This is a genomic window from Mucilaginibacter sp., assembly GCF_028288225.1.
Lineage (GTDB): Bacteria > Bacteroidota > Bacteroidia > Sphingobacteriales > Sphingobacteriaceae > Mucilaginibacter.
Map to the genome: position 1 here is coordinate 159,238 of NZ_JAQBOC010000054.1, position 15,688 is coordinate 174,925.

Consider the following 15,688-nt stretch of genomic DNA (forward strand, 5'->3'; position numbering starts at 1 on the left):
AGCCTCGCAGCATGTGGCTTCGTTAAATGATTACATGATGTCTTTTGCGTTACCTCCTTATTTTACAGTCCGGGGAAATTCCTGGCACTTGCGTTTTTCTACACGGAGAAAAAGTACTTTAGATCATTTACGCTGTACATTTCGGGTAATTGATAATATGTTGCTTGTCCATTGCTTTCATCATTGGCAAGGGCGACAAAGAATGTCGGGGTAAATTCTATTTTTGTTCTGTCGCACCATGCCTTCATTTCTGCTATCTTAGCGGCTTGGCCGTTCAGTTCGCCGTTCATCGGGTACTTGCCCGCAAACTGTCCGTAGTCCTTCTTTTCCGCGGAATACCAGTCATCCAGCGCGTGCTTGGTGATGCTGTCGTTGCCCTTTTCGGCAATGGCCAGCAAGTGTCGTACCGGCGGGGTTCTATTATCGTGTTCGTCATTGGTCGCAACAAATAATATCTGCACCTGCACGTCGGGGTTGTTGTCCAACAAGTCCTCCATGGGTTGGTGCGCCTTTGCGCAGGGGCCACAATAGGGATTGCACACCTTGATCAGCTTATAGGCAGCATTGGGGTTGCCCAGGGTTATGCCCAAACCTACCGGAATTTCGGTTACTTCCTTCTGCTTTGGCAGCAGGGCTTCAAATACCTGCCGGTTATGCTTCAGTTTTTGCAGTTTGATGGTAAGTTCTTTACTGTCTTTGGCCTTTTGCAGGAAAGGCAATAGTATGGCGCTTGCAATAAAGGGTACGGCAAAAGCCACAAGGGGTTGCAAAAATATTATTGGCGTAAACAGTGTGCTGAAAGGCATGATACTGTGCCAGCCGCCAATAAGTGCAGTTGCAAATTGCAACGCAAGCAGCCCCTGCACGCCGAGACACAACACGCACCATTGTTTGACAATGCGCCATTGGTAATAAATGGAAAAAACAATATAAGGGAGCGCCAGTGTGTTGAGCCAACTTGCGGTAAATAGCGCTACCGGGTTGGCTAGTCCCAAAAACAGCAGCAGCAATAACAACCCCATAAAATAGCTGAACCCAACAGCACTCCAACTGATGCCTGCAATTTTAGCCGCGTCTGATTGCAGCACGGCACCGCAGTTTACCTTTGTGCCGGAACTGCATATTTGCTGCAAGGCCGGGTTGTGCTGATCAATCTCGTACCACAGTAACAAGGTGCTTATGGCGCAGCCCGCCAGCGTAAAGACTGAAAACAGGAAAGGCAGCAAGGCGCCATTGCCAACTTGTGTAAACGCTAGTACCCCGGCAGCACATAACAGTACCGGTAAACATAAGGTTAGAATATATTGCCCCAGGCGTGCCCTTTTTTCTGCCTTTATTTTTTGTACATAATCCTTTTCGCCTGCCTTTTCTCCGGCTTGGGCCAGTAACACAATTCCCGAAAACCTGCTTGCAAAATCATCTTTGGCAATGGATGCCCACCGACGCTTTTCTGAATCGAAAAACTGCACATGACTATCGGTTATCTCCTTCACTACGGTAAAATACTTGAAGTCGGCTTCTGTTGCCTGTATCTGTGTAATGCATGGAAGCGGGATCTCGGACAGCTTGTCGACATCTGTTTTTATGGCCAAGTTTTCAATGCCGTAATTATTCAGCACATCGCTGATGCTTAGGAGGCTGGGGCTATCGGGATGTTCTTCAATTTCTTTTTTGAGTGTAGAAGCCGATACGTTTACCCGGAGTAACGTAGCCAGTAGTGCAGCTACTTCGGGTCCATTGGTTTTTGGTTCAAGAAGATTGGAAATAAATCTTTTAATTGGTGACATGAATTTAGGTACTTGGGTGAAAGGTTAGGATTATTTTTTTAAAGTTAGAAAATTAATCATATTAAGAAACTTTTTTCAAAAAAAGTTTCTTAATAAAAAAGCGACTGCTCTCTTCCCCCTCACAGTAACCTCACATTCCACCATTCCTCCCCGCCCCTTCCCCAACTACTGGCCCGAAATTTGCCCTCGCTTACATCTATCATACATATTATAGAAAAATTAAAAGCAGCTCCCTTAACTATTGACAGCCAAAACGGACAAAGCTTGTCGGTTGTTGGCGATACTTACCGCATTTTGATTTCGGGTAAAGAAACTGATGGCGCATTTGCCACCATTGATATGCTGATCCCACCTAATGGCGGTCCCGGCCCGCATTCGCATGCTGATTTCGAGGAATCATTTTATGTAATTGAGGGTAAAATTGAATTCAAGAGTGAAGCGGGGACTTACACCGCTCAACAGGGCTCGTTTGTCAGCATTCCCAAAGGCGGCATTGTGCACTGTTTTAAAAACAAAACGGATACAATGGCCCATTTACTATGCACAGTTGTACCCTCGGGCCTGGAAGAAATGTTTATGGAAATAGGCAGGCCCGTTGCAACCGGCGCTTTTTTGCCGCCGCCCGAAATGGATGCGGAGTCGATAAAAGAGCTGCAGGCATTAGCCGAAAGATCTGGGCAAAAAGTGTATCCGCCGGATTTTTTGGATAAATGATTTTCATCATTTTTTCTTTTCCTTTCCGTTCTCATCATCCAAAGTCTGGTGAATTTGCTTGATGTCTGTTGGTGCCTTCATTTCTTCCAATTCCCTGTCGGTTTTACTACTGAGGCCAAGTTTCCGGTGGATCTCGTGCAGCATGTTGAGCATTTTGGTTACCTCGTCCTCTGCCCTTACATTTATTTCAAACTCTACCTGCTGCCTGATCTTTTCAATCCGGCCCTGGCGGTTCTGGTTTATGATCACCGAAACAGAAAGAATTATAGCAAACATGGATACCGCCAGTTCCAATATAGGAAAAGGGAAGGGGTCAAATGGTTTTAAGGGGTAAAAGAAATTTAAGTTCCAGCAGATCCACATTACGAAAATCAGGATACATAATAACAGGAATTTTATGCTGCCCAACATTTCTACCAGGAAAACAGCAAATTTATCAGGGCCGGTCTTGGTAAAATCAAGCGCCGATTTAAGCTGCGGGTCTTCCGGCTGTTTTTTTAATTCAGCCTTTGACGGATGTGCTTTTGCCATAACAGAAACATTCAGATTAACAGGATAACATCAAAATGCTATAAATGTTGTTGTTGTGGGGGTGAGTATGTTACGCGTGCATTGGCGTGAAGGCATTGGCGTGAATATCGCGCGCATATTTACCCACCCGGTCGACTCCGCTAGCCAGCGGATGGACCTGCCCTCCCTTTGCTTGCGCACAAGGAGGGAAGAAAATGCTCTAACCTATTGAAATTGTCCGCCAGCTGTCCGGGAGGATCAAAAAAAGCATGGCCGGTGCGATACCTTCCCCTAAATTTAGGGGAAGAAGGAGGATGGGGTAAAAACGCGCTACAGGTTACCTACATGCGCTGGCGTGAAGGCATTGGCGTGAATATCGCGCGCATATTTACCCACCCGGCCGACTCCGCTAGCCAGCGGATGGACCTGCCCTCCCTTTGCTTGCGCACAAGGAGGAAAGAAAATGCTCTAATCTATTGAAATTGCCCGCCAGCTGTCCGGGAGGATCAAAAAAAGCATGGCCGGTGCGATACCTTCCCCTAAATTTAGGGGAAGGAGGAGGATGGGGTAAAAACACGCGACAGGTTACCTACATGCGCTGGCGGGAAGGCATGGGCGTGAATATCGCGCGCATATTTACCACCCGGTCGACTCCGCTAGCCAGTGGATGGACCTGCCCTCCCTTTGCTGTGCTGCACAAGGGAGGGCGGGGAAATTTTCAAAGTAGCATATAAAAGATACATCATGCCTGATTCAGCGCCCTACACGCTAAGTGTAAACCATCCATGTTGGATCGTTGTCTCTATGGTGTTCGGAAGAATCAAAACAAGCAGGATGAAACTTTTAAAGCATTTATACCTTACTGCCCACTGTCCACTCAAAACTGCCAACTTTTTCAAGGCCTGTTCCACTTGTTCCAGTCGTCCCAAATCGTTCTTTTTTGTTCCACATGGCCAATTTTTGTTCCGCTTGTTAACCGCGTTTCGCGGAACAGCGTGTTTTTGACAAGAAAATCATTATAATTTCCCTTTCTGAAATCCCTCCCTTTTACCTATCTTGCCTCAATAAACTTACCCCGCATGAAGTTTGTTAAAGCTATCCTATCCATATTAGTTACCGCATTTTTGATTTGGGCCTTAGAAACAAAGTTTGGCGATGTACCAGCAGTAGGTGTGTTCCTAAACCCGTCAACCGGTTTCTGGCAAAATGCCGAAAGCAAAAATATCCTCCCAGCTGAAAAGTTAAAGCTTACCGGCCTGCAGGATGAGGTGATCATCCGCTATGACGAGAACCGGATCCCGCATGTTTTCGCCAAAAATGACCATGACCTTTACTATGCCCAGGGCTACGTCACCGCCCGCGACCGCCTGTGGCAAATGGACATTCAAACCCGCAGTGCTGCCGGCAGGCTGGCTGAAGTTGTAGGTCCGAAGGCTTTGGATATCGACCGTTATCACCGCCGCATGGGCATGGTTTACGGTGCCGAAAACGGGCTTAAGGGCATTATGGCCAATCCGCAAACCAAAACAATGGTAACCGCTTACACCGAAGGAGTAAACAGCTATATCCACGGGCTTGCACCAAAGGATTATCCCCTTGAATTTAAGCTATTGAACTATGCCCCCGAAGAATGGAAACCTATTAACTGTATATTTTTATTAAAGCTGATGTCAGAAACGCTGGCCGGCGGGTCAGATCAGTTTGCCATGACCAATAACCTGCGGCTTTTCGGCCCAAAGGCTGTAAACGATCTTTTTCCTGATTATCCTTTTCATGAAGATCCGATAATTCCGGCAGGTACAAAATGGGATTTTAAACCATTGCCTATCCCCAGGCCATCTGCCAGTTACCTCGCGCAAATGACCGAAAACATAAAGCCCCGTGAAAAAGTGGCTGGCATTGGCAGTAATAACTGGGTAATTGCCGGCAACAAATCAGCTACTGGTTACCCTATCCTGGCTAATGATCCGCATTTGGATTTAACTTTCCCGGCTATCTGGTATCAAATTCAACTTTCATCGCCAACGGTAAACGTAAACGGCGTGTCTTTGCCAGGAGCGCCTTGTGTAATTATAGGTTATAATCAAAAAATAAGCTGGGGCGTTACCAATGTTGATGCCGACGTGCTCGACTGGTACCAGGTAAAATTCAAGGATAAAACAAAAAACGAATACTGGTATAAAAACCAATGGAACCCGGTTAGAAAACGTATCGAAGTAATTAACATCCTTGGCGAACAGCCGGAAACTGATACCGTGCTTTATACCCATCATGGCCCCGTAGTTTACGAAACTGCAACTAAAAAGCCTAAAGATGGCCTTGATAACATCCCTGTTGGCGATGCTTTGAGGTGGATCGCGCACGATGAGTCGAACGAGTTTTTGTGCTTCTACAACTTAAACCGCGGAAAGAACTACGTCGATTACCGCGAAGCCATTACCCATTTTACAGCACCAGCGCAAAACTTCATTTTTGCAAGTAACGATAATGATATTGCCATTACCCCCAACGGAAAGTTCCCCTTGAAATTTAAGGAGCAGGGCAAATACATAATGGATGGCAGCGACCCGGCAAACGACTGGCACGGCTGGATCCCGGCAGAGCAGAACCCTACGGTTAAAAATCCGCCAAGAGGGTTTGTAAGCTCGGCCAACCAATCATCAACTGATCCTGCTTATCCGTACTACATCAACTGGCGGTATGAGCAATATTATCGCGGTAAACGCATAAACGACAGGCTGTCAGCAATGCAAAAAGCCACCGTAGACAGTATGCGGCTAATGCAAAGCGACAACTACAGCATCCTGGCACAGGATGTTTTGCCCACCATGCTAAAATACATAGACCCAACAAAGTTGAGCGACGACCAGGCAAAGGCATTTGAGATCATAAAACAGTGGGATAAGCATTATGCAGCAAATTCCTTAGGCGCCAGTATTTTTAGCAATTGGTGGCGTAATTTTTATAATTTGGTTTGGAATGATGAATTTGAAGTGAAAGGAACATACCTCAAATTTCCATCTTACGACCGTACCGAAAAGCTCTTGCTAACTGAACCTGGTTCAAAATGGTTTGATAATGTGCACACCCCGGTACATGAAAGTTGTGCCGATATAATTAACCGTGCATTTTACAACACTATTGATGCCCTGGTGCGCAAGCACGGTAAACCGGGCGATAAATGGCAATGGGGCGTTGTAAAGGAAACTTTTATAAATCATATGGCCAATTTGCCGGGCTTTGGTACAGGGCTGTTCCCGGCGGGCGGCACCGGCGGGGTTATCAATGCCCTGCGCAATAATAACGGCCCGTCATGGCGCATGGTGGTACAAATGGGGCCAACGGTAAAGGGGTATGGTGTTTTCCCGGGCGGCGAGTCGGGCAATCCGGGCAGCTTTTATTACCAGGATATGTTTAATACCTGGAAAGATGGCAAACTGAATGAATTGCTGTTTTTAAATTCGGCTAATGAAAATTCAGGGCGGATAAAATCGACGCTAACATTGGGGAGGAAATAGAGATTAGAGGCTGGAGATTAGAGATTAGTTAAAAAACAAAACAACATTATGCTATTTTTCATCATATTGATATTAACTTTTGGCAGCGGGTATTTTTTACCCTGGTGGGTGGTGGCAATAGCTGCTTTTTTGCCTGCATTATTTATTGGCAAAACACCGGCAAAATCGTTTTGGTCAGGATTTGGGGGCGTGTTTATTGTATGGACCATACTGGCGCTTTTTAAAACCGTACCAAATGATAATATACTGGCAAAGCATGTAGCCACACTTTTCCAGCTCCCAAACTGGATCCTGTTATTGCTGATAACCGCATTAATTGGCGGCCTTGTTGGAGGAATGTCGGCACTATCAGGTGTATTATTAAAAAGGGCCTTTGCCAAAATAAATATAAAATAACAAAGCCCCGATAAATCACCCGGGGCCCGTTTTTTATAACGCTTTCGCCTTTATGCTTTGCGCTTTCAGCTTATAATGCTGCTAACGATGCCTTCAGCGTTTTTACAGCTTCTGAATCGTTTTTGTCCATATCAAAAATTTCTTTTGAGCTTAAATCGTTACCATAAAAATTGGCATTGGCAGTTTTATCAATTGCCAGGTTTGACCCATTGATACTCACCCCTGCAAATAAACCGCGACTGCGTGAGTAGGAATAAATTTCGGCATCCAGCTTGTAATCGGTATTAGCCGATGTGCTCCTGCCTACCGGGCCAGCTGATGCCGAAGCATCACCCCCAATGGTAAAATCGTTATTCTTAACCTTTGTAAGCACCCCCTTATGGCGGAACACCAAAACCAGGTCGACAGATTGTACCCCAATTTGGGCTCCTATGCTACCACCTGTTAATGTAACAAAAACGGGATCGCTCCATTTTCCGTCATCCAGTTTTATCATAGCAACACCCCTGCCGCGTTTACCACCCACAACAAAACCAGCGTTTATTAATTTAGGTATAATAACAATGCCCTCATATTCGGATATCAGGTCGTGCGGGATGCTTTCCTTCATTTTTCCAAAGTCCCTTAATACGTTTGAAGCACTGTGTACACGTTCGGTCTCCTTACCTCCATCGGTAAATGCTGAGCCAAGAACAAAAAAGACGCTCAGTATAAATGGAAGCATCAGTACTTTTAAAGTTTTCATGAGTTGTTTTTAAGTGGATAGTTATAAAAATTAAGCAAATGTCAATTTAATAACCTTAAAAGCTGTGCCTTGTTTGTATAATTTCTGCAATTTTTTTATTCAACCCTTTCAATTTTACATATAAAGCAGCAGGCTTGGGCATTGCGGGCATGAAGGTATTTTACATCAGCATGTTGCTCAAATATTTCAACAATCAGCTCGTCAACATCCGCATCGCCCACTAATTGGGTAAACGCCATTTGCTGTTCATCATTATACCCGATAAGTGATAATGGAAAACTTTTTTTGTCGGCTTTTATTTCCGGTGGAAAGCGGTAAACATCTGCATATTCCTCAACCTCAGCACCGTTTATAAATACCGGCCCCGGCTGATTATAAGCATTATCTATTTCAAAAGGACTGTGTGTTAATAAGATCCGTTTATCAACACCTTTGTTAAAGGGCTTAATGAAACTCTGCAGGGACCTGCTCCTACAGCAATCTTTTTGGTAACCTGGTGGCCAAAATCATCCTGCATTTTTAACCTGATCTTTTGTGCATAAGCTTTTGAAACCGGTACAATTTTAAACTTGTTCATCTTATAAAAATTTAATAAACCAAAGCTCCGAATAACAAAACCACACATCAACCCGAAACTTGCTGACTTATTTCATTTTCAAATCGCCAAATTCTCAAATCTTCAAATCACTATCTTTGTAGTGATGGATAAGCAGCAGGTATTTTCAATAACCAATGAGCAACAGTTTAATGATATTGCTTTACAGATCTTCAGGCACCAGGCCGAAAGCTGCAAGGTTTATCATGATTTTATCTCTGGTCTGAATATTGTCCCTGAAAAGGTGGAAGCCATCCATCAAATTCCATTTCTGCCGATTGAATTTTTTAAATCGCACGCGGTACTTAGTACAAATATGCCCGCAGAAGTTACTTTTACCAGCTCGGGCACCACAGGTATCACTACCAGCAGCCATTTTGTAACTGATGTAAGCTGGTATACCGAAAGTTTCCGGGCTGCTTTCAAATTATTTTATGGTGATATTGAGGATTATACCATCCTTGCCTTATTACCCTCCTACCTGGAACGCGAAGGATCATCGCTTATTTACATGGCCGATGACCTGATCAAACAATCTAAAAATCCGGACAGCGGCTTTTATTTATACAATCATGATGAACTGTTCCATCAGCTTAAAAAACAACAGGAAGCACAAAAACCGACCCTGCTAATAGGAGTCACCTTTGCATTGCTTGATTTTGTGGAACAGCATACCGTAAACTTTCCGCAATTGACAGTGATGGAAACCGGGGGAATGAAGGGTCGCCGCAAAGAAATGATCCGCGAGGAGCTGCATCAGCAACTATGCGGTGGCTTTGGTGTCAATGCCATTCATTCAGAATATGGGATGACGGAATTGCTTTCGCAGGCTTATTCAAGGGGCGCTGGTATTTTTAATTGCCCGCCATGGATGAAGATCATTACCCGGGATACCAATGATCCATTGGATCTTCTGCAGAACAACAAAGCAGGGGGAATAAATGTTATTGACCTGGCAAATGTCAATTCATGCTCTTTTATGGCTACACAGGATCTTGGCAAGGTGCATCCTGGTGGGTCATTTGAGGTTTTAGGTCGGTTCGATAACTCCGATATCAGGGGCTGTAATTTGCTGATTGCTTAAAACTTAACTTGCTACTAACATAATATTATTATTTTTGCACCGTACTAATAAAGTATAGTCATGATCGAGAAATTTTTGAACGAAGAACAGGATCCGAAAGCAGTTGAAAAAATATACGTGCGCCTTGCCGACCTGCTTACAACCGGCGAAGAAATATTATATATTGCGGTTCAAAAAAAACCAATAGTAAACCTGTTTCCTGACTGTGTTGCCTTAACCAACAAACGGATTTTATTTTTCACACCCGCCAACCTGGGGTTAACTATAAAATTTGTTGACTTTGTTTGGAAAGATATTGTCGACGTTTATACCAAAGAAGAGATCATTGGCGCTATATTCAGCGTAAAAACTACCAACGGCGCCGAAATGGGGGTTGATTACCTGCCTAAAGTACAGGCCCGTAAATTATACCAATATGCACAGGAACGCAAAGAATCAGAACGCGAAGCCCGCCGCTTACGCGATTTGGAAGATAAACGCGCCGAATCAGGAGCTATCCAGTTTGAAAACGCATCGCGTTTAGCATCGCAACACCCGGTTACCCCGGTTTTAGCAACTCCTGAGTCGGAACCGGTGCATGTTCCCGAACCTGCACCTGCAGCTCCAAAACCTGATGAGCTTACAGAAAAACTTAAAAAATTAAGAATGCTGTTTGACAACGGATTGATCTCGCAGGAAGAGTATAATCATAAAAAGCTGGATTTACTAAGCGACTTATAAAAGTCATTGGTCATTGCGTCATTAGTCATTACTTTTCGACCACTCCAATGAGTATTGACCAATAACCATTGACTACTTACACCAACCTGCTATCAAAATCAAAAGGCTCTTTCTTTATTATTTTAACCTTTTTCATATCAGGATGCAATGGATTTAGCAGGTAATTATATTCTGTTGGCACAATAGAAGAAGGCACTTTCAACATTAAATGCTTTTTATTAGCCAGGAAGTTATTGCCTATTACTTTTAATATTGCCGGCGGTGAAACATCCTTCCAGTTGTCCGGCAGACCGTCAACCGTAATTTGGGAAATGCTGTTATCTGGTACCTCTATCTCAACAAGGCAATAATCACTGGGGATCATTAAAGGTTGTAAATGCACCAATACTTCTAACATACCCAACGAACAGGATGAAGCAAGATATATTGCAGACCTGCCTTCACTATTCCAGCGGCCCCCAAATAAACGGGCGCCTTCTCCGCTTAGATTATCCACGTATATGCATTTCCCTATCCGGTAAAGTACCATATCAGGAATTAAGCAAAAATACCGTGCTCAATACGGCCTAACTCCCTAAATACCATATCAAAACCGGCTGAAGTATCCAAAATGGTAACAGGCGCCTCACCGTTAAAAACAACGCTTGGTGCCTTTATCCAAAGCTTAAACTTATCAATGGACCCAAATACATCCTCGCCGCGGGTGTATAAGCGGGCTAGCTCAACAGCCTTTTCAGCGTACTCTGTTTTTATTATCGCATCATCATCATAGCGCTGTAAGGTGCGCTCACTGATGTGTAAAATGTTTGCTAACTCCTGGATGTTTAGCGATATTTTTTTTGCCAAAGCCAGCAAAATGTGTTTAGAAAAGCCTTTACGGGCTATATTGATCAAATCAAAATCATTAGATAGCTTCATTGACTTGGCACCCCCTAATAAATTATAAAAAGGGTTGCCTGAGCTTTGTGCGGCATAAGCTATCATTGGCTCACTTACAATATTGGGGGTATTCTTATGTTTTGATTCATCCGACATATGTACAAATATAAATACCATTTGTCGTAAAACAAAATTATTCAGCAATAATTAAAAAATAGTTTTTCTTCCCCTTTTGAGCTACTAAATACTTTCCGCTTATTAACGCATCTTGCTTAAAAATATCATCTGCAGAGTTGACTTTCAGCTTATTAATGGCTGTACCCCCACCCTGGATCATTTTCTTTGCCTCTCCTTTTGAAGGAAAAACTGCCGTGTGAGCTGCTAAAAGATCAACCGCATTTATTCCTTGTTGTAATTCATTCAGACTGATGTTAAAATTTGGCACCCCTTCAAATAAGGCCAATACTTCTTCATTGTTTAGCTCACTTAAAAACTCTATGCCAATATTACCAAACAAAAATTCTGATGATTTAATTGCTTTTTCATAAGCAGCTTCACCATGTACCCTAACGGTAATATCTTTTGCCAAAGCTTTTTGCAATACCCTTAAATGCGGGGCAGCATCCTGTTCAGCTTCTAAAGCTTCTATTGTTTCCTTATTAAATAAGGTGAAGATCCTGATATAGGTTTTAGCATCCGCATCACTAGTATTTAACCAAAACTGGTAGAACTTATAAGGCGAGGTTTTTTCGGCATCAAGCCAGATGTTGCCGCCTTCGGTTTTACCAAATTTGGTTCCGTCAGATTTTTTTATCAATTGCGTAGTAAGGGCAAATGCTTCGCCTGCACCTTTGCGACGGACAAGCTCAGTACCGGTTACTATATTACCCCACTGATCTGATCCACCCATTTGTAAAGCACAGTTATGATTTTTCCATAAATAATAAAAATCATAGCCCTGCACCAATTGGTATGTAAACTCGGTAAATGACATGCCGGTTTCGCCTTCAAGCCGTTTCTTTACTGAATCTTTGGCCATCATGTAATTAACGGTGATGTGCTTGCCAACCTCGCGAATAAAATCTAAAAATGTAAAATCCTTAAACCAATCGTAATTATTTACCATTTGGGCACTGTTAGCGCCACAATCAAAATCCAAAAACTTTTCAAGCTGACCTTTTATACCCGCTAAATTCTTCTGCAGCACATCTTCCGACAGTAAGTTACGCTCCTGCGATTTACCCGACGGATCACCAACCATTCCGGTGGCGCCGCCAATCAGTGCAAAAGGCTTGTGCCCTGCACGCTGAAAATGGATCATGGTCATTATCTGGGCCAGGCTGCCCACATGGAGCGAGTCGGCAGTTGGGTCAAAACCTATATAACCAGATACCATGCCTTTATTTAACAGGTCCTCAGTTCCGGGCATAATATCATGCAGCATACCCCGCCACCGTAATTCTTCAACAAAATTCATTATGTGTTCAATTCAAAAGGGGCAAATATAATAATATGATTTCACCGATTGTAAAATGATTACACCGATTATTAGTTATATGATTCTACCGGATTTAAATGATTTCATAATAGGTTATATCGGTAATTATCAAAATCACGTTACATTCAATAAAACCTTTTAACAATCGGTGGAATCATAAAAAAAATTGTATTTTGGGTTGAACGCGATATTTGAAGAGGCATGCTATGAATTTTCTATCACACTTTTATTTCGACAGGGAATCTGATAATTGTTACCATATACTGGGAACGATGTTGCCTGATCTTTTAAAAAATGCTGATAAAACCATCGTCCTTCATCCCGAAAAACTGCACCACACCGATATTGCGGTAAATTCAATGATAAAAGGCTGGAACAAACACCTGGAGGTTGACCGCTATTTTCATTCGTCTGATTTTTTCCTGCAGCATTCGCACGGGTTAAAAAAACTATTGCTGCCTGCAATTGAAGGTTCACCGGTAAAGCCGTTCTTTTTAGGCCATATTGCGCTCGAGTTGATACTGGACAACCTATTGATTACCACTAATAAAATTACAGTAGAAGGTTTTTATGATCACCTTCATGGGTGTAAAATCTCTGTAATAAATGAATTTTTAACTTTTGCCGGGTTAAAAAACAATGAAGTATTTTTTAAATTTTATGAAGAATTTAAAAAAAGTCGCTACTTATCCACCTATACCAAAACAGAGCAAATAGCCTATGCTTTAAAAAGGATCTGCATGCGCGTTTGGAAAGATCCTTTTACTGTACACCATGAGGCTGCAATTAACAAGATCCTGGCAAGCTATCGCGAAACTTTATTGGATAATTATATGTCGATTTTTGATGAGATAGAAGGCAAACTGGTGGTAGATTAACCACATTTAATCCAAAAACCCGCAGAATATTTAAGCTGAAATTGTGTAAGTATTTAGTGTTTCCGGAGTTCCGCAACTTATATACGAGCCTAAAACTGCTGCTTTTACTTTAAAAACGCTTAAAAATCAGCATTTAAGATTAAAATATTCTTTTCTAAATAAAATTAATATACCTACCTTTGCAGTCCCAATTAACAAATTGGGAAAAGGAGATAATTTATTTAATGGCAAAAAAACAGGAAGCAGAAAAAGAATTAAAAGCTAAGGAAGCTGAACTCGATGTAGTTACAGCAACCCAGGAAAAAGAAACTATTGAGTCAGAGGCTGATTCAATTTCGATCGAAGAGATCAAATCAAAGATCACAGCAGCAAACGAAGATTTCGATTGGGATGCTGATGAGAAAAAATTTGGCAATTACAGCGACAGTGACCGTGAGAAATTCGAGAAAATGTATGATGGAACATTTAGTTCAATCACCAAAGGCGAAATCATCACCGGTACGGTTGTAAATGTTAACAGCAAAGATGTAGTATTAAATGTCGGATTTAAATCTGACGGTTTGGTATCAGTATCTGAATTCCGTGATACACCTGATCTTAAGATCGGTGACACAGTTGAAGTTTTTGTTGAGTCGCAGGAAGATGCTAACGGACAGTTGGTACTTTCACGCAAACGTGCAAAAACTCAAAAATCATGGGAACGTATTAATTCTGCATTGGATAATGATGAGATCATCACTGGTTTTGTTAAGAGCAGAACTAAGGGCGGTTTGATTGTAGATATTATGGGCGTTGAAGCCTTTTTACCAGGTTCACAGATCGACATTAAACCTATCAGGGATTATGACGTTTATGTGGGTAAAACAATGGAATTCAAAGTTGTTAAGATCAACCACGAGTTTAAAAACGTAGTGGTATCGCACAAAGTGCTGATCGAAGACGATTTAGAAAACCAAAAAACTGAAATTGTTGCCCGCCTTGAAAAAGGACAGGTACTTGAAGGAACTGTTAAAAACATTACCGACTTTGGTGTATTCATTGACCTTGGTGGTGTTGACGGTTTATTACACATTACAGATATTTCATGGGGCCGCATAGAGCATCCACGCGAAATTTTAGCATTAGATCAAAAGATCAACGTTGTTGTGCTTGATTTTGATGACGAGAAAAAACGTATCGCTTTAGGCTTAAAACAACTTACTCCACACCCTTGGCAATCATTGGATGAAGGCATCCAGATCGGTTCAAAGGTTAAAGGTAAAATTGTTACCGTTGCTGATTATGGCGCATTCCTTGAGATCATCCCTGGTGTTGAAGGTTTGATCCACGTATCAGAAATGTCATGGTCACAAAACTTACGTAACCCTCAGGAATTCCTGAAAGTTGGTGACGAGGTTGAAGCACAGGTATTAACACTTGACCGCGACGAGCGTAAAATGAGCTTAGGTATTAAGCAATTGACACCTGATCCATGGCAAAATGCTGCTGAGCGTTACGCAGTAGGCACACAGCACATTGCTACAGTTAAAAACATGACCAACTTTGGTGTGTTTGTTGAGCTTGAAGACGGAATTGACGGATTGATCCACATCAGCGACCTTTCATGGTCTAAAAAAGTAAATCACCCTAATGAGTTCACTAAAGTTGGTGAAAAATTAGACGTGATAGTTCTTGAGCTTGATGTTGAGAACCGTAAATTAAGCTTAGGCCACAAACAGCTTGAAGAAAATCCATGGGATACTTTTGAAACCATCTTCACTATTGATTCAATACATGAAGGTACCGTGTTAAAAGTAACTGAAAAAGGTGCAATTGTTGCTTTACCTTACGGTGTTGAAGGCTTTGCGCCTACCAAACACCTGGTTAAAGAAGATGGCAAGAGCTTAAAAGCTGAAGAAGCTGCTGAGTTCAAGATCATTGAATTTAACAAGGAAAACAAACGCATCGTTATCTCTCACTCACGCATTTGGGAAGAAGCCCGTGCCGAGCAACGTGTTCAGGAATTTGAATCCCGTAAAAAGGAAGCAAAATCTGCAAGCAACGCTGTGAAAAAAGTGAAAGAATCAGTTGAAAAATCAACCTTAGGTGATTTGAGCGTATTAGCACAATTGAAAGAGCAAATGGAAGGCGCTGAAAATAAAGCGCGTAAAGCCACAACAGCAAAGAAAACTTCTGAAGAAGAAGCTGCTGAATAAGTTTTAAATAAATTTTAAATCCTTTAAGCCCCTGGTAGCAATAGAGGGCACTGAAAAAGTCCTATAAGAATTAAAGGACAAAAAAGGAGTAGAAAGCATAGTTTTTCTGCTCCTTTTTCGTATCTTGAAGGTGTAATCAGAAACCTTTTAGATGTTAGCTCAACAACAG

At 42.3% G+C, this 15,688-nt stretch carries 16 protein-coding genes; 8 read left to right on the forward strand and 8 right to left on the reverse strand.

The window, feature by feature from the left end:
- Positions 1–98: 98 nt before the first annotated feature.
- Positions 99–1,787, reverse strand: a complete 1,689-nt coding sequence (locus JWQ54_RS16830) for a vitamin K epoxide reductase family protein (protein ID WP_299587026.1) — start codon at positions 1,785–1,787, stop codon at positions 99–101.
- 180 nt (positions 1,788–1,967) lie between these two features.
- Between JWQ54_RS16830 and JWQ54_RS16835 the strand changes: the two genes are divergently transcribed.
- Positions 1,968–2,501 (forward strand): cupin domain-containing protein, encoded by a 534-nt coding sequence (locus JWQ54_RS16835; RefSeq protein ID WP_299587028.1) that lies wholly within the window; start codon positions 1,968–1,970, stop codon positions 2,499–2,501.
- A gap of 6 nt (positions 2,502–2,507) precedes the next feature.
- Here JWQ54_RS16835 and JWQ54_RS16840 read toward each other — a convergent pair whose 3' ends face one another.
- Complete coding sequence (locus JWQ54_RS16840; RefSeq protein WP_299587031.1) at positions 2,508–3,032, reverse strand: DUF1003 domain-containing protein; 525 nt, start codon at positions 3,030–3,032, stop codon at positions 2,508–2,510.
- Positions 3,033–3,239: 207 nt separating this feature from the next.
- Between JWQ54_RS16840 and JWQ54_RS16845 the strand changes: the two genes are divergently transcribed.
- From JWQ54_RS16845 to JWQ54_RS16855, 3 genes are all read left to right on the forward strand, one after another.
- Positions 3,240–3,491, forward strand: coding sequence for a hypothetical protein (locus JWQ54_RS16845; RefSeq protein ID WP_299587034.1), 252 nt, complete (start codon positions 3,240–3,242; stop codon positions 3,489–3,491).
- 599 nt (positions 3,492–4,090) lie between these two features.
- A complete protein-coding gene (locus JWQ54_RS16850) occupies positions 4,091–6,529 on the forward strand; it encodes a penicillin acylase family protein (RefSeq protein WP_299587036.1) in 2,439 nt (812 codons plus the stop codon).
- A gap of 48 nt (positions 6,530–6,577) precedes the next feature.
- Positions 6,578–6,925 (forward strand): hypothetical protein, encoded by a 348-nt coding sequence (locus tag JWQ54_RS16855; protein WP_299587039.1) that lies wholly within the window; start codon positions 6,578–6,580, stop codon positions 6,923–6,925.
- A gap of 70 nt (positions 6,926–6,995) precedes the next feature.
- Here the strand turns inward: JWQ54_RS16855 and JWQ54_RS16860 are convergent, their stop codons facing one another.
- The 3 genes from JWQ54_RS16860 to JWQ54_RS16870 form a co-directional block, all read right to left on the reverse strand.
- Positions 6,996–7,670, reverse strand: a complete 675-nt coding sequence (locus JWQ54_RS16860) for a lipid-binding SYLF domain-containing protein (RefSeq protein ID WP_299587041.1) — start codon at positions 7,668–7,670, stop codon at positions 6,996–6,998.
- Between the two features lie 95 nt (positions 7,671–7,765).
- A complete protein-coding gene (locus tag JWQ54_RS16865) occupies positions 7,766–8,131 on the reverse strand; it encodes a DUF1203 domain-containing protein (protein WP_367187107.1) in 366 nt (121 codons plus the stop codon).
- Entirely contained in the window at positions 8,077–8,247 is a 171-nt protein-coding gene (locus JWQ54_RS16870; RefSeq protein ID WP_299587044.1) for a hypothetical protein, read from the reverse strand. Before JWQ54_RS16870 ends, JWQ54_RS16865 begins: the two co-directional genes overlap by 55 nt.
- Before the next feature lie 124 nt (positions 8,248–8,371).
- On the opposite strand from JWQ54_RS16870, the gene JWQ54_RS16875 reads away from it, so the two are divergent.
- A complete protein-coding gene (locus JWQ54_RS16875; RefSeq protein WP_299587046.1) occupies positions 8,372–9,349 on the forward strand; it encodes an acyl transferase in 978 nt (325 codons plus the stop codon).
- Between the two features lie 60 nt (positions 9,350–9,409).
- On the forward strand, positions 9,410–10,069 hold the full coding sequence (locus JWQ54_RS16880; protein WP_299587049.1) for a PH domain-containing protein: 660 nt from the start codon (positions 9,410–9,412) through the stop codon (positions 10,067–10,069).
- Between the two features lie 76 nt (positions 10,070–10,145).
- Here the strand turns inward: JWQ54_RS16880 and JWQ54_RS16885 are convergent, their stop codons facing one another.
- Genes JWQ54_RS16885 through tyrS form a run of 3 tightly spaced genes read right to left on the reverse strand, consistent with a single transcriptional unit; the run spans position 10,146 to position 12,425 of the window.
- Positions 10,146–10,598, reverse strand: coding sequence for an RES domain-containing protein (locus JWQ54_RS16885; RefSeq protein ID WP_299587052.1), 453 nt, complete (start codon positions 10,596–10,598; stop codon positions 10,146–10,148).
- 8 nt (positions 10,599–10,606) lie between these two features.
- Positions 10,607–11,104, reverse strand: a complete 498-nt coding sequence (locus JWQ54_RS16890) for an antitoxin Xre/MbcA/ParS toxin-binding domain-containing protein (protein WP_299587055.1) — start codon at positions 11,102–11,104, stop codon at positions 10,607–10,609.
- A gap of 37 nt (positions 11,105–11,141) precedes the next feature.
- The gene (gene tyrS / locus JWQ54_RS16895) at positions 11,142–12,425 is read right to left on the reverse strand and encodes a tyrosine--tRNA ligase (RefSeq protein WP_299587057.1); all 1,284 of its coding nucleotides are present in this window, start codon (positions 12,423–12,425) and stop codon (positions 11,142–11,144) included.
- Positions 12,426–12,652: 227 nt separating this feature from the next.
- Between tyrS and JWQ54_RS16900 the strand changes: the two genes are divergently transcribed.
- Positions 12,653–13,324, forward strand: a complete 672-nt coding sequence (locus JWQ54_RS16900; protein WP_299587059.1) for a hypothetical protein — start codon at positions 12,653–12,655, stop codon at positions 13,322–13,324.
- A 224-nt stretch (positions 13,325–13,548) separates the two neighbouring features.
- A complete protein-coding gene (gene rpsA / locus JWQ54_RS16905) occupies positions 13,549–15,519 on the forward strand; it encodes a 30S ribosomal protein S1 (RefSeq protein ID WP_299587061.1) in 1,971 nt (656 codons plus the stop codon).
- Positions 15,520–15,688 lie beyond the last annotated feature (169 nt).

Coding starts and splice junctions, on each gene's coding strand:
- JWQ54_RS16830 (WP_299587026.1), bottom strand. CDS start 1,787: ATGTCACCAATTAAAAGATTTATTTCCAATCTTCTTGAACCAAAAACC.
- JWQ54_RS16840 (WP_299587031.1), bottom strand. CDS start 3,032: ATGGCAAAAGCACATCCGTCAAAGGCTGAATTAAAAAAACAGCCGGAA.
- JWQ54_RS16850 (WP_299587036.1), top strand. CDS start 4,091: ATGAAGTTTGTTAAAGCTATCCTATCCATATTAGTTACCGCATTTTTG.
- JWQ54_RS16855 (WP_299587039.1), top strand. CDS start 6,578: ATGCTATTTTTCATCATATTGATATTAACTTTTGGCAGCGGGTATTTT.
- JWQ54_RS16860 (WP_299587041.1), bottom strand. CDS start 7,670: ATGAAAACTTTAAAAGTACTGATGCTTCCATTTATACTGAGCGTCTTT.
- JWQ54_RS16870 (WP_299587044.1), bottom strand. CDS start 8,247: ATGAACAAGTTTAAAATTGTACCGGTTTCAAAAGCTTATGCACAAAAG.
- JWQ54_RS16875 (WP_299587046.1), top strand. CDS start 8,372: ATGGATAAGCAGCAGGTATTTTCAATAACCAATGAGCAACAGTTTAAT.
- JWQ54_RS16880 (WP_299587049.1), top strand. CDS start 9,410: ATGATCGAGAAATTTTTGAACGAAGAACAGGATCCGAAAGCAGTTGAA.
- JWQ54_RS16885 (WP_299587052.1), bottom strand. CDS start 10,598: ATGGTACTTTACCGGATAGGGAAATGCATATACGTGGATAATCTAAGC.
- JWQ54_RS16890 (WP_299587055.1), bottom strand. CDS start 11,104: ATGTCGGATGAATCAAAACATAAGAATACCCCCAATATTGTAAGTGAG.
- tyrS (WP_299587057.1), bottom strand. CDS start 12,425: ATGAATTTTGTTGAAGAATTACGGTGGCGGGGTATGCTGCATGATATT.
- JWQ54_RS16900 (WP_299587059.1), top strand. CDS start 12,653: ATGAATTTTCTATCACACTTTTATTTCGACAGGGAATCTGATAATTGT.
- rpsA (WP_299587061.1), top strand. CDS start 13,549: ATGGCAAAAAAACAGGAAGCAGAAAAAGAATTAAAAGCTAAGGAAGCT.